Source organism: Kaistia hirudinis, from assembly GCF_014196455.1.
Classification (GTDB): Bacteria; Pseudomonadota; Alphaproteobacteria; order Rhizobiales; family Kaistiaceae; genus Kaistia; species Kaistia hirudinis.
In genome coordinates this window covers 54537-66596 of sequence record NZ_JACIDS010000002.1, presented here as the reverse complement: position 1 = coordinate 66596, position 12060 = coordinate 54537, and the positions used below count along the sequence as shown (strand labels likewise).

Below are 12060 nucleotides of genomic sequence, written 5' to 3'. Positions count from 1 at the left end.
GGTCAGATGTTATGCTCATATCTTGCAATGTTGCCGAAATTAGGTATACATGATTTTGGCAAGGTTGCCGAAAGCACAAATACCACGGAGCAACGCAAATGACCAACGTCATTCCCTTCCGTCGGGAACACTCGACACCCGTCCAGGCGCGGCTCGTTGCCGCCGTGGCACGCGGCGTCGGCGCGATCGAGGCGATCGAGCATCCCATCATCACCATGGCGCGGACGGGATTCGACACGGCGCACGACGTGCTCCTCGAGCGCGATGCGCTGGAGGCGCAGTTCCGGCGCGGCGGCATGCAGCTGATCAGCTACCGCCGCCGGATGGAGGCGATCGAGGCGCGCATCCAGAATGCGATCGGTCCGTTCGTGGAGGCGCAGCAGGCGCTGGAAAGCTGGCGGCCGGTCCTCGCCCGCGATATCGGCGACCGCTCGGCCTGGCTCGACAACATGTCCGCCATCGAATCGGACGGCGACGAGCTCGGTTGGACGGGCGCGCACGGGGAGGACGCATGATGCTGAACCGGAGAAGCGTCCTCGCCGGCGCCGCTGCCGCTGCGCTGCCCATCCCCTATGCTGCCGCATCGCCGGCCGCCCTCGCCCCGGTTTCGACGGCGCTGGCCGTTGTCGCTGCGCCGGCGGCGAGCGCCGCACCGGATCCAATTTTCGCCCTGATAGACGCCCTCTGGCGCAGCGAGGCACTTTGCGGGCGCATGCCGGACGGCGACGCCCGCGACCGGCAGATCGACCGGCAGTCGCGGATCGAGGTCGAGATATCCAGGTGCCGCCCCACGACACTGGCCGGGCTGGCGGCCCAGCTTCAATACGTCGCCGACTACGAACTGAAATTTTGGGCCGAGCGTGGGATCGAGAACGGGCTCCCTGGTCGCCTGCTGCCGATCATCCGCGACGCGGCCGCGCGCATCCACGACCTGGCGGCGGGCAGCGATGGCCGTGCCGCGGCGGATGACGTCTGGCGCATCGACCACGGCCAGATCGTTGCGCAATGTCTGGCGCTGAAGGCGCTCAATCCGATGTACTTGGTTTTGTTTAGCGTTGACAGGTCCGGCTATGCTTTCATCGGCGACGATGCCCCCATCGCCGCTCGCGTGCTCGGCCACCCCGTTTCCTGCGACGACGCGGAAATCGGCCTCGGCGTGCCGGTCGTGCGCATTCCGATGGCCGCGTCGAACGACGCCTGCGAAAGCCTCCTGATGGCCCGCTACGGCATAGCAATCGCCCAAATCGTTGAAGACGAAAAAGCCGCCCGCAAAAGGGGTCGTGAACCCAAGCGTGGACTCGTCCAGCTCGTCACACCCGGGCAGGAGTGGTGACGGGCGGGCGGACGAGAGGGAACGATCGTTGGCGCTCGGCGTCGCGCCGGGCGAATCGGACAACATCGGGGAGGCGCTCGCCAAGCGCCGCAAACGGCTCCCGGTGCGTGACGACAAACGGACGGCCGGCGGAGAATGGGTTGACGTCGACGAACGCAGTGGGGCGCGAGCCGCGAAGACGCGGAGGGGTGACGCTCGCGCGGCGGTGCGGGGCTCAAGCCGGACATCGGCAACAACTCACTGCCGGCAGCGTGGGCGACGGTACGAGAGCCCTGGCGTGTCGCCGTGTCGACGCCACTTTATTTCCGTAGACATACGGAGGCCCTCTGTTTAATTATGTAGCCATACAGAGGAGCGCTGCCAGTGAAGCCTGTTCAAGCCCTTCCCTACGCTACAGATGCTCAGCGACTCGCGTTGATTGACGGAAAGAAGTGGAGCGCTGCTGAGGTGCAGCGCGCAGCGCTCGTCAAGGCAGATACGCTGACAAATTACCTAAGCAAGAACAGGCTCCGACTTGCATCTGTCAGCGACGGACCTGGAAGGCCGAGACAGTTTTGCACGGTCGATGTCTATCAACTGGCGCTCATGAACCGCCTCGTAGAGCTTACCAGGCGACCGGAATGGGCAGCTCGAACCGTGGAGATCATGCTGTTCGAGGATGTCATTCACCGGGCCCATCACGAGATAATCGGCTCGGACGCAGACGACGCGCTCTTTAGGACAATGTCTGCCGCATCCAAGATTAACGGCGATCTTGTGAATCTCGATGAACATTCTAAGGCGAAGGGGACGTTAGAAGCCGCGTGCGTGGCGTTCTGTACGTCTCTTTCAAAATGCCCTCCGATGTATACTCATCGAGATATCGAAAATCCGTTTGTCGTATATTTCGCTCCGGAATACATAAGCGCCAAGCCGCCCATCTATGAATTTACGTTAAGGCTCGGAACTCCTCCGTATAACCCGGATCGCTATGACCAAGACATGCGGATTGCCCCGGTAGCAGGCCTCTATGTGAACCTGACGTGGCTGTTCACCATGGTCGATCGCGATCTTGAACAACTTCTCATTGAAAGATCACGCCGACCAGACACAGACACAACGAGGACGAGCGCATGAGCAGCGGAGGCGCATGATGGCAGCTAGTGCGGAGGTCGCCGCCACCTCCCTCGCGGTCATGGATTCGCTGGTGACCGAGGCGGAAATCTGCGGTCGATTTCGTCATCTTCTGAGCGCGCGCGAACTGCGCCTGGCGCGCCAGCGCGGCGAGATCGCGTTCTTTTCCGGCAAGAAGGGGGCGGTTCTCTATCATCCGGAGGAGGTTGCAGAATGGCTGCAAAAGAAGAGGCGGCCAGCGACGGTGCGCGAATCTTCGAATATTGCGGGTACTGGATCGGAACCATTGCTGCCTCGCCCCGCCTCTACGCTCACTGGTATGACGCAGGAAGCGGAAGAACTTGCCGCCGATCACTTGGCACGGAAATACTCGACGAGGCCAAGCGCCGGCTCGTCGAACTCGCGGGAGCGCCGCGCGCCGGCGAGCGTTCACCCGACAAGGTGATGCTCCTTGCGGCGCTCGATCACTATTACGAACAATCCGCGCGCCTGAAGCCGTCGCATGTGCAGGCGAAGCGAGCTATCGCGCTGGTCGCCGCCTTCATCGAACACGAGCGCGCGCGGCGGCCGACGGTCGCGTGGTTCGGCCCGATCCGGCAGCGAGTGTTTATCGCCTGGTCTCGCGACAGCCTGGGCCATGCAGCCGGCACGATCGCGCGCAATCTTTCCGTTGTCGCCGCCGCATTCCAGTTCTGTCGGCGTCAGGTCGTCGCCCATGACGGGTTCGGCAACGCGCGCGAGGTGAAGCTCCTCGACGATGCTCCGGACGTCGTCATGCAGCCGGGAGCAGTCGCATTGCTCGCCGATCTGCCGGACCCGTCGCCACGCGACTGGCAGCCGACCTATGAACAGTTCGCCGCGTTCATAGACGCGATCGACAAGAGGCAGGAGAACCTATTTCGCTATGTCGTCATCGCGCTCAACACATGGGCGCGGCCGGAGGCTATCCTCGACCTTCGCATCGCCGGCCAAGTCGACTTCGCCAAGCGCATCGTGAACCTCAATCCGCCGGGCCGGCGGCAGACGAAGAAGCACCGTCCGAAGATCACGTTGACGGATGGGCTGGCGGCTTGGTTTCGCGAATGGGACAGGGATGCGCCGCTTCAATGGAACGGAAGCGCGATCACGACCATCGACCGGACGTTCGCGCGTCACGCTGAGGCCTGTGGGCTGGCGCCATTCACGCCCTACACCATTCGCCATTTCATGGCGACCGAGATTCGCAACAAAGCGCGGGAGGTGGGTCCGGAGCAGAGAGACGAATGGCTCGGCCACGGGGAAAAGCGCACCGCCGACTGGTATGAACATTACGCGAGCGAATGGCTGCAACCCGTCGCGCAAGGGACCGAGGCCATCATCGCGCATTTGCAGGAGCACGCAAAGCGACCCCTGTTTGCGCGCAACTTGCGCGCAAATCCGCTGCCCGATCCAGTATCACCCCAAATGGAGGTTAGCTAAGTTGTTGGAAGACTTGAAAAGGATGGTGGGCGTGACAGGGATTGAACCTGTGACCCCTACGATGTCAACGTAGTGCTCTCCCGCTGAGCTACACGCCCATCCTGTTCCAACGCCGGCGGGACCGGCGGTGTGGGGAGCGATATACAAGGTCGGCCCGCATCGTTCAAGCGCCGTTTCGGCCATCCACAGGCCAATGCGCTTTCGTGCAGTCGCCCTTGACTCGCTCAGGCGGCCAGGAGCCGCTCGACCTCGGTCACGAGATCGCGCAGGTGGAAGGGCTTGGACAGCACCTTCGCATCCTTGGGCGCATTCGAATCGGGGTTGAGCGCCACGGCCGCGAAGCCGGTGATGAACATGACCTTGAGGTCCGGATCGAGCTCGGTCGCGCGGCGCGCCAGCTCGATGCCGTCCATCTCCGGCATTACGATGTCGGTGAGCAGCAGCGTGAAGGGCTCCTCGCGGATCCGGTCATAGGCGCTGCGGCCATTGTCGAACGACACCACGTCATAGCCGGCGCCCTGCAGCGCCTTGGCCAGGAAGCGACGCATGTCGTTGTCGTCTTCAGCGAGAAGAATGCGGTTCATGAGCGGACCCGTCAGAGCTTCGAAGGATCGCGGGCCGGACGTGTCTGTCTCCGGTGCACGCGGATCATCTTGGTTATCGGATTACGTCCAATCCCGGTAAAGATCGAGTGAACGGGCCGCATGATGGCGCCGCGGCGCCGCGTTTTGTGGACACGGGCGCGGCGTCCGGGCAACATGGCGGCTTGCCACGCAGGGATGACCCGCCCGGGGAGAAAGACGATCGACGCCTTCGCCCATATGCCGCTGTTTGAAGTGCTGGCTCCGGCCGAGCAGCGGATTCCCTTCGTGTTCAATTCGCCGCATAGCGGCCGGATCTATCCGAACGACTTCCTCGCCGCCTCGCGGCTCGACGAGATGACGATCCGCCGCTCGGAGGACAGCCATGTCGACGAACTGTTCGCCTTCGTCACCCCGTTCGGCGCCCCGCTCCTGCGCGCCAATTTTCCGCGTGCCTGGCTCGATGTGAACCGCGAGCCCTATGAGCTCGACCCGCTGATGTTCGACGGCGCCCTGCCGCCTTACGCGAATTCGCGCTCGCTGCGCGTCGCGGGCGGGCTCGGCACCATTGCCCGCGTCGTGTCGGAGAATATGGAAATCTATGCCGAACCGCTCTCGGTCGCCGATGCACTCCAGCGCATCGAGACCGTCTACAAGCCCTATCATGAGAGGCTGCGCGCGCTTCTCGGCACCACCTTCGAGACGTTCGGGTTCGCGGTGCTGATCGACTGCCATTCCATGCCGTCCTCCGTGCGCGCGCTGCCGGGACGGATCAGAGCCGACTTCGTGCTCGGCGATCGTTACGGCTCAAGCTGCGCGTCTGAGCTGTCGGAGGCCGTGCATGGCTTCCTGACGGCGGAGGGCTATTCGGTCGCCCGCAACAAGCCCTATGCCGGCGGCTTCATCACCGAGCATTATGGCCGGCCGACCCGCGGCATTCATGCGCTGCAGATCGAGATCAATCGCGGTCTCTACATGAATGAGCGGACATTGCAGAAGAGCGCCGGCTTCCATAAGGTCGCGGCCGATCTCGCGCGCCTCGTCCACCATATCTCCACCCTACCCGATGCCGGACTTCATCCCTTGCCGCTCGCCGCGGAGTGACGCGCAAGCGATCGGCCAAGAAAAAGGGCCGCTCGTGAAACGAGGCGGCCCAAGTCTAGGGAGGAAACGCCCAAGGAGGGCAGCGGAAGCTCGACGCCAATCGAACTACCGCACCGCAATAAATTGAGCTTGCACTGCAAAAATAGCAAGAGGCAATTTTCAAATTGCCGCGAGACTGTGCAAATCGGCAACAATGCCGATGCGCGCATCGTTCTGCATTCGACAATCTGTCACGATTTCAGCATATCGATCAAAGCCTTGCCGGCTGCGACCGACACCGGATCATCCGATGCCAAAGCGCGTCGCGCCGAGGAGAGACCCTGCCCATGACCGACCTCAGCCTTCTGCCGTTTCTCGATCGGCTCGCCGACGCTGCCTCCGAAGCGATCATGCCGCATTTTCGATCGCTCGATTCGATCGAGAACAAGGCGACGACCGGTTTCGACCCCGTGACCGTCGCCGACAGGGCAGCGGAAGCCGCCATTCGCGCGCTGATTACGGCCGAATTTCCCGAGCACGGCATCATGGGCGAGGAGTATGGCTCAGAGCGGCTCGACGCGGAGAAGGTCTGGGTGCTCGATCCGATCGACGGCACGCGCGCCTTCATTTCCGGCCTGCCGGTCTGGGGCACGCTGATCGGCCTGCTCTCGGGCGGCACGCCAACTCTCGGCATGATGGCGCAGCCCTTCACGGGCGAGCGCTATGCGGGCGACGGCGTGAGCGCCCGCTATACCGGCCCCGGCGGCGCGCGGGCGCTCGCGACGCGATCCTGCGATCATCTGAGCAAGGCGACGCTGTTCACGACCACGCCCGCCCTCTTCCAGGGCGCGGAACGCGAGGCCTATGAGAGGGTCGAGCGCCAGGTCCGCCTCGTGCGCTATGGCTGCGATTGCTACGCCTATTGCATGGTGGCCGCGGGCTATGTCGACGCGGTGATCGAGACCGGCCTGCACGCCTATGACATTGTCGCGCTCATCCCGGTCATCGAGGGCGCGGGCGGGCGCGTCACCAATTGGGAAGGCGGCCCGGCGGCCGCAGGCGGGCGCGTCGTCGCCAGCGGCGACCGACATCTGCACGACATCATCCTCGAGACGCTGAACCGCTAATTCGGCGTCAGACGTCGCTTCCGGGGACGAAGGCGTCGAAGGCGGCCCAGAACAGGCCGCGCATCGGGTCACGCTCCATCAGGATCTCGTGCCGTCCGCCCGGAATGACGATCTGGGAGCCGAGCCGCATTTCGCGCACGAACCGCTCGACGGCGAGCGGCGAGACGATGCCGTCCTCGCCGCCGACCACGATCAGGCTCGGGATCCGCACGGAGGCCGCGAATTCAGGCTTCGACGCTTCGTCCATCGCCCGGCAGGCAGCATGCAGCCAGCCGATGGTCGGCGGCCCGATCGCGACCTGCGGCAAAGCCCGCGCGATCGCCCGGTTGCGCTCGAAACGCTTTTGATCGCCGGTGAGCGGGTTGTTCTCGAAGGCGCGGCCCTCGACACGCGCCAGCGCCGCGCCGGGCGGCCAGGCATCGCCGAGCCCGAGCAAGGCCAGAGAACCCGCCGCGAGGCCGACGACGCGGCGCGAGGGCGCGCGCGATCCGAAATCGACCAGTGGCGAGGTCAGCACCATACGCGCGAAGGTGAGGCGCGACCGGCGCGCGACGCGCAGGCACACCAGCGCGCCCGTCGAATGGGCGAGCGCGAAATAGGGCGGCGGGCAATCCGGCAGCACCACCTGCTTCAGGAACGCCTCGAGGTCGCGCTCATACTCGTCGAAATCATCGACGTGGCCCTTGAGCGGATTGGTGAGGCGCCGCTGCGACCCGCCCTGCCCGCGCCAGTCCAGCGCCGCGACCGCGAAGCGGCGCGCGAGCAGCTCGCGCACCGTCTCGAAATAGCGCTCGATCGATTCGGCGCGGCCCGGAAGCAGGCAGACCGTACCCTTGGTCGCGCCGGCCGGGCGCCAATAGGCGGCGCGGAGCCGCACGCCGTCCGCGCTCGTCACCTGCTGCGCGACGAGGCCGTCGGGGACGGGGTTCTCAGGGATATTCGCAAATTCCATGGCGTCGGCGTCCGGGAGCGTCGCCCCCTTAGAGCATTTTCCGGCGCGACTGGCACGGGTGGACCGCGCAAAAAGACGAGGCCGGCGGCGCCGGGGGGCGCCACCGGCCGGACGGCCGATCCTCGTGCGGGCGGCGGATTGGATCGGCCGACTTCGGGAAATCGCGTGCTGGGTTTCGAGAGAGGCGGCTACCAGCGCTGCCAGTCGGGGCCGCGGCCGCCATTTCCGCCGTTCCAGGACGGACCGGCCGGCCGGGCGCGCAGCACATCACCAGAGCGGGAGTCGACGACGAGGATGAAGTCGCGGCCACGCGAGGCGGCGCGGACGATGGTGACCCTCTCGCGCTGGTTCAGGATCTCGGCGCCGAAGAAGCCCTGGTAGCGCAGCGTGCGGGCCAGCTGCCACGGCGGCATGACGTCGTAGCGATCGCGACCGCGATAGTCGCCGCGCGGCTGGCCATAGCCGTCACCGCCGTTTCCATCCCATCCGGGACCGCCGCGACCACCGCCCCAGTCGCCGGCGGCCTGCGGTCCGCGCTCGAAGCTCTGCGCCGCGGCGGGGGCAACGGCGATGCCGACGAGGGCGGCAGCAAGCGCGATGACCTTGAACATGATCGGAACTCCATTCTGGTTCGCCGGTGAGGCGGAACAGCGCCGCCTCGATGGCTAATGGAGTAGCGCCCTGCGGCTGAACCGTTCCGGAAGGCGCCATTCATACGCCGTTCATGCTGGTCTTGACGCCCGAGGAGCCCCTCACCACATCAACGCTGCGGGCGCCGATAGCGGGTCCGCGTGAAACCGTCCGGGTTCGGCCAATGGCGAAACTCCGGGCGATGAACAGGCAAACCGTCGCTCTCAAAGGAGGACAACATGCGTAGTTTCGACCTTACCCCCCTCTATCGTTCCACCGTCGGTTTCGACCGTCTCTTCTCGCTGCTCGACCAGGCGACCGGCGTCGAGGCCGGTGTTCCTGGCTACCCGCCCTATAATATCGAGCGCACCGGTGAGAACGCCTACCGCATCACCATGGCGGTGGCCGGCTTCGGCGAGAACGACCTTTCGATCGAGGCGCGTGAGAACACGCTGACCGTGAAGGGCGAGAAGACCGCCGAAGAGGGCAAGAATGGCGAGGTGCTGTATCGCGGCATCGCCGGCCGTTCGTTCGAGCGCCGATTCCAGCTCGCCGACCATGTCGAGGTGAAGGGCGCGAGCCTCGAGAACGGGCTGCTCCATGTGGATCTCGTGCGCGAGATTCCGGAGGCCGCCAAGCCGCGCAAGATCGCGATCGCCAATGGCAATACGCCGGCGGCGCAGATCGAGGCGCAGGCCGCCTGAGGCAGCGGCTCACCCCGCATCCCTCATGACATCGGGCCCCGGCATCGCGCCGGGGCCTTTTTTTTGTCGGGACCGCCCAAACGAAAAGAGCCCCGCCGATCCGGCGAGGCCCCTTATTCTCAAGCTGTGCGCGTGCTGTGGATCAGCCGCGGAGGCGGCGGAGCACGGTCCAGCCGGCGGGCACCATCAACGCCGCGATCGCGATCTTGAGGACGTCGCCGAGCACGAAGGGCAGCACGCCCTTGGCGAAGGCGGCCGACGCGCCGATGCCGACGGCGCCGTTCGGCAGGCTGGCGAAGAAGGCGAGCCAGGCGAAGCCCATGGCGAACAGGACGGCGTCACCGGCGAAGAAGGCCAGCGCCATCTTCGGCGTCGAGCGCGACCAGCCGCGATCCGCAGCAAGGCCGATGATGAAGGCGGCGGCGACATAGCCGAACAGGAAGCCGGCGGTCGGCCCGAGCAGATAGGCAGGGCCGGCCAGCGGGCCGGCGAAGACCGGGATGCCGGCGAAGCCTTCGGCCAGATAAAGAAGGAGCGTGGCGGTCGCGAGCCGGGCGCCATAGGTCGCGCCGATCAGGAAGACCGCGAAGGTCGTCATGGTCATCGGGACGGGCCAGAACGGCACCTGGATCTTGGCGGCGAGCGCGAGGAGCGCCGAACCGAGAATCGCAAGCGCGGCGAAGCGGAGCGCGCGGGCCTGCCCGGCCGGCCAGGCGGCGAGCGCGAGCGTTGCCGGCGACGAAGAACGGAGGCTCATGCCGACCCTTCCTTCTCAATGGGTGTGAGCGTGACATAAAACGGATAGACCCAATCTCGCAGTGCGGCAAGACCGAGGCAGGGACAGGGCGGCGCAGGGACAAAGCCGTTTCCGCTTTTCTCCTGGCCAGCGCCGCGAAGCCGTTTCCCCTTCGCGCCAAAAGGCTCTAGATCGGGATCAGCCGGCGCTGGCGCCTCACCCGCCGCCCGCAGATCAGAGCCAGGACAACCAACGCCATGACGCAGAATCTCGACCGCCTCCTGCCCATCCTCAAAGCGGCGCCCGTGGTGCCCGTGCTGATCATCGAGGATTTCCACACCGCCGTCCCGCTGGCGCGCGCCCTGATCGCCGGTGGCCTCACCGCGCTTGAGGTCACGTTGCGCACGCCCGCCGCGCTCGATTGCATTCGCGCGATCAAGGGCGAGGTCGAGGGCGCCAATGTCGGCGCCGGAACGATCCTCAATCCGAAGCAGTTCGACGAGGCCGTCGCGGCCGGGTCGACCTTCCTCGTCAGCCCCGGCGCCAGCCCGAAGCTCATCGCTCATGCGAATGGCTCGCCCGTGCCGCTGCTGCCCGGCGTCGCCACGGCCGGCGAGGCGATGACGCTGCTCGAAGAGGGCTATGGCGCGGCGAAGTTCTTCCCGGCCGAGCAGGCCGGCGGCGCGAACTATATCAAGGCGCTGGCCTCGCCCCTGCCCGGCCTCGTCTTCTGCCCGACCGGCGGCGTGAGCCTCAAGAACGCCCACACCTATCTGTCGCTGCCCAATATCGTCTGCGTGGGCGGCTCCTGGGTCGCGCCGGCGGCTGCGGTCGCAGCGGGCGACTGGGCCGCGATCACGGCGCTGGCGCGCGAGGCGGCGGCGCTCAAGGGCGTGTGACCACGATCACGCGGCGCGACGACGGGTCTTGCCTTGCCGTCGCGCCCGGCGCTCACTACCTCCGATCGGGCGCGCGCCGCGCCTCAGCGAGAGGGAGACGAGCATGATCGACAGCAAGAAGCTGCTTGACCAATTCCTGGGCGCCGGTGCCAGCTCGAGCGGTTCGGGCCAGACGGGCTCGCTCGGCGGGCTCGGCGACATGCTGAACAATGCGCTCGGCGGCGCCGGAGGCGCGGGCGGAGCCGGCGGTCTCGGCGGCATCGGCGACGTGCTCAACAATGCACTCGGCGGCCTGACAGGCGGCGGCCAGTCCGGAAGCGCCGGCGGGCTTGGCGGCATCGCCGGCCAGGTCACGGACTTCGCCAAGAATAACCCCGGCCTCTCGACGGTGATCGCGGGCGGCCTCGCCTCGGTGCTGATGGGCGGCAAGGGCCCGAAGCTGAAGGCCGACGCGCTGACGCTGGGCGGCCTCGCCGCGATCGGCACGCTCGCCTACAAGGCCTACCAGCAATACAAGGTGAACAACCCCTCAGCGCCCGAGGCGAACCTGCCCACCCCGTCCGCGCCGCCGGTCACGGCGCCGGGCACGGACGACACGCTCGCCCGCTCGATCATCATCGCCATGATCGCGGCGGCGAAGGCCGACGGCACGGTGGACGAGGCCGAGAAGCAGAAGATCGTCGGCAAGCTCGCCGAGGGCGGCCTGACCCAGGAGGAACAGGCCTTCCTCGCCGCGGAATTCGCCGCCCCGCTCGATTTCAACAAGGTCGTGGCGCTGGCGCGCGGCCCCGAGGAGGCGATCCAGATCTACGCCGCCTCGTTGCTCGCCATCACGCCGGACAATCCGGCCGAGCGCGCCTATCTCGACATGCTGTCCGCCCGCCTCGGCATCGACGCCGCGCTCAAGGCATCGATCGAACAGGCCGTGGCCAGCGCCGCCGCCTGAGGCGCAATGAAGGGACGGCCGGGGGCGCCTCGCCCCCAGCCGTCATCCGGGGCCGGACGCGGGATCCGCACCGCCGAGGCGCAGGACGAAGAGCCGCTTCAGGCCCAATGGATCCCGGCGTCTGCCGGGACGACGGCACATGGGGCGAAGGCGGAGCACAAACCCCGATGGCGCGCTTCCTTCGCGGAGCCATCTCTCAGGGAGAGGCGAAGGGAAGGCCAGATGCGATCGTCCTGTGTCTTTCGTCCCGGGCGCACTTGAAACGGACGATGAAACTGGCTATCAACGCGCGGCTTCGGGGCGCTACGGTGCGCTGCGAAACACCGGTTCGCCGCTTTAGCTCAGCTGGTAGAGCACATCATTCGTAATGATGGGGTCACAGGTTCGAATCCTGTAAGCGGCACCAAACGCCCCTCCGAGTTGATCCGATATGGGCATCCAACTGAATCGGAATGGCCGTTTTCGGCCACTATGCATTCGAGGTTGTCCGGCCATGTC

General features: G+C 66.0%; 13 protein-coding genes and 2 tRNA genes. 10 read left to right on the top strand and 5 right to left on the bottom strand.

Features of this window, described 5'->3' with window-relative positions; translation table 11 throughout:
• The first annotated feature begins 98 nt into the window (after positions 1-98).
• The 4 genes from GGR25_RS05405 (at position 99) to GGR25_RS05390 (ending at position 3904) form a co-directional block, all read left to right on the top strand.
• The gene (locus GGR25_RS05405; RefSeq protein WP_183397752.1) at positions 99-515 is read left to right on the top strand and encodes a hypothetical protein; all 417 of its coding nucleotides are present in this window, start codon (positions 99-101) and stop codon (positions 513-515) included.
• The gene (locus GGR25_RS05400) at positions 512-1333 is read left to right on the top strand and encodes a MutS N-terminal domain-containing protein (protein WP_183397751.1); all 822 of its coding nucleotides are present in this window, start codon (positions 512-514) and stop codon (positions 1331-1333) included. Before GGR25_RS05405 ends, GGR25_RS05400 begins: the two co-directional genes overlap by 4 nt.
• A gap of 363 nt (positions 1334-1696) precedes the next feature.
• Complete coding sequence (locus tag GGR25_RS05395) at positions 1697-2449, top strand: hypothetical protein (RefSeq protein WP_183397750.1); 753 nt, start codon at positions 1697-1699, stop codon at positions 2447-2449.
• A 210-nt stretch (positions 2450-2659) separates the two neighbouring features.
• On the top strand, positions 2660-3904 hold the full coding sequence (locus GGR25_RS05390) for a site-specific integrase (RefSeq protein WP_183397749.1): 1245 nt from the start codon (positions 2660-2662) through the stop codon (positions 3902-3904).
• Positions 3905-3927: 23 nt separating this feature from the next.
• Here GGR25_RS05390 and GGR25_RS05385 read toward each other — a convergent pair.
• Positions 3928-4002: transfer RNA gene (locus GGR25_RS05385), tRNA-Val, on the bottom strand.
• A 126-nt stretch (positions 4003-4128) separates the two neighbouring features.
• A complete protein-coding gene (gene cpdR, locus GGR25_RS05380; protein WP_183397748.1) occupies positions 4129-4488 on the bottom strand; it encodes a cell cycle two-component system response regulator CpdR in 360 nt (119 codons plus the stop codon).
• A 195-nt stretch (positions 4489-4683) separates the two neighbouring features.
• On the opposite strand from cpdR, the gene GGR25_RS05375 reads away from it, so the two are divergent.
• Both GGR25_RS05375 and hisN read left to right on the top strand, forming a co-directional pair.
• The gene (locus GGR25_RS05375) at positions 4684-5589 is read left to right on the top strand and encodes an N-formylglutamate amidohydrolase (protein WP_183397747.1); all 906 of its coding nucleotides are present in this window, start codon (positions 4684-4686) and stop codon (positions 5587-5589) included.
• Positions 5590-5915: 326 nt separating this feature from the next.
• Positions 5916-6695, top strand: coding sequence for a histidinol-phosphatase (gene hisN / locus GGR25_RS05370; RefSeq protein ID WP_183397746.1), 780 nt, complete (start codon positions 5916-5918; stop codon positions 6693-6695).
• Positions 6696-6702: 7 nt separating this feature from the next.
• On the opposite strand, the gene GGR25_RS05365 is transcribed toward hisN, so the two are convergent.
• Positions 6703-7647 (bottom strand): alpha/beta fold hydrolase, encoded by a 945-nt coding sequence (locus GGR25_RS05365; RefSeq protein ID WP_183397745.1) that lies wholly within the window; start codon positions 7645-7647, stop codon positions 6703-6705.
• 188 nt (positions 7648-7835) lie between these two features.
• On the bottom strand, positions 7836-8258 hold the full coding sequence (locus GGR25_RS05360; RefSeq protein ID WP_183397744.1) for a hypothetical protein: 423 nt from the start codon (positions 8256-8258) through the stop codon (positions 7836-7838).
• Positions 8259-8516: 258 nt separating this feature from the next.
• Between GGR25_RS05360 and GGR25_RS05355 the strand changes: the two genes are divergently transcribed.
• Positions 8517-8981 carry an Hsp20 family protein gene (locus tag GGR25_RS05355; RefSeq protein ID WP_183397743.1) on the top strand — a complete coding sequence of 155 codons (465 nt, stop codon included), beginning with the start codon at positions 8517-8519 and terminating at the stop codon, positions 8979-8981.
• 142 nt (positions 8982-9123) lie between these two features.
• On the opposite strand, the gene GGR25_RS05350 is transcribed toward GGR25_RS05355, so the two are convergent.
• Positions 9124-9738: a biotin transporter BioY gene (locus tag GGR25_RS05350; protein ID WP_183397742.1), complete on the bottom strand. Its 615-nt coding sequence runs from the start codon at positions 9736-9738 to the stop codon at positions 9124-9126.
• 236 nt (positions 9739-9974) lie between these two features.
• Here GGR25_RS05350 and GGR25_RS05345 point away from each other — a divergent pair, with 236 nt between their 5' ends.
• The 3 genes from GGR25_RS05345 (at position 9975) to GGR25_RS05335 (ending at position 11968) form a co-directional block, all read left to right on the top strand.
• Positions 9975-10616, top strand: coding sequence for a 2-dehydro-3-deoxy-phosphogluconate aldolase (locus GGR25_RS05345; RefSeq protein WP_183397741.1), 642 nt, complete (start codon positions 9975-9977; stop codon positions 10614-10616).
• 103 nt (positions 10617-10719) lie between these two features.
• Positions 10720-11562: a tellurite resistance TerB family protein gene (locus GGR25_RS05340; protein WP_183397740.1), complete on the top strand. Its 843-nt coding sequence runs from the start codon at positions 10720-10722 to the stop codon at positions 11560-11562.
• Positions 11563-11892: 330 nt separating this feature from the next.
• A tRNA-Thr gene (locus tag GGR25_RS05335) sits at positions 11893-11968 on the top strand.
• Positions 11969-12060 lie beyond the last annotated feature (92 nt).

What these genes read in the sequence shown, in the direction of transcription:
- GGR25_RS05390 (WP_183397749.1), top strand. Translation starts at nt 2,660, where the DNA reads ATGGCTGCAAAAGAAGAGGCGGCCAGCGACGGTGCGCGAATCTTCGAA.
- GGR25_RS05350 (WP_183397742.1), bottom strand. Translation starts at nt 9,738, where the DNA reads ATGAGCCTCCGTTCTTCGTCGCCGGCAACGCTCGCGCTCGCCGCCTGG.
- GGR25_RS05400 (WP_183397751.1), top strand. Translation starts at nt 512, where the DNA reads ATGATGCTGAACCGGAGAAGCGTCCTCGCCGGCGCCGCTGCCGCTGCG.
- GGR25_RS05345 (WP_183397741.1), top strand. Translation starts at nt 9,975, where the DNA reads ATGACGCAGAATCTCGACCGCCTCCTGCCCATCCTCAAAGCGGCGCCC.
- cpdR (WP_183397748.1), bottom strand. Translation starts at nt 4,488, where the DNA reads ATGAACCGCATTCTTCTCGCTGAAGACGACAACGACATGCGTCGCTTC.
- hisN (WP_183397746.1), top strand. Translation starts at nt 5,916, where the DNA reads ATGACCGACCTCAGCCTTCTGCCGTTTCTCGATCGGCTCGCCGACGCT.
- GGR25_RS05405 (WP_183397752.1), top strand. Translation starts at nt 99, where the DNA reads ATGACCAACGTCATTCCCTTCCGTCGGGAACACTCGACACCCGTCCAG.
- GGR25_RS05365 (WP_183397745.1), bottom strand. Translation starts at nt 7,647, where the DNA reads ATGGAATTTGCGAATATCCCTGAGAACCCCGTCCCCGACGGCCTCGTC.
- GGR25_RS05340 (WP_183397740.1), top strand. Translation starts at nt 10,720, where the DNA reads ATGATCGACAGCAAGAAGCTGCTTGACCAATTCCTGGGCGCCGGTGCC.
- GGR25_RS05355 (WP_183397743.1), top strand. Translation starts at nt 8,517, where the DNA reads ATGCGTAGTTTCGACCTTACCCCCCTCTATCGTTCCACCGTCGGTTTC.
- GGR25_RS05360 (WP_183397744.1), bottom strand. Translation starts at nt 8,258, where the DNA reads ATGTTCAAGGTCATCGCGCTTGCTGCCGCCCTCGTCGGCATCGCCGTT.
- GGR25_RS05375 (WP_183397747.1), top strand. Translation starts at nt 4,684, where the DNA reads ATGACCCGCCCGGGGAGAAAGACGATCGACGCCTTCGCCCATATGCCG.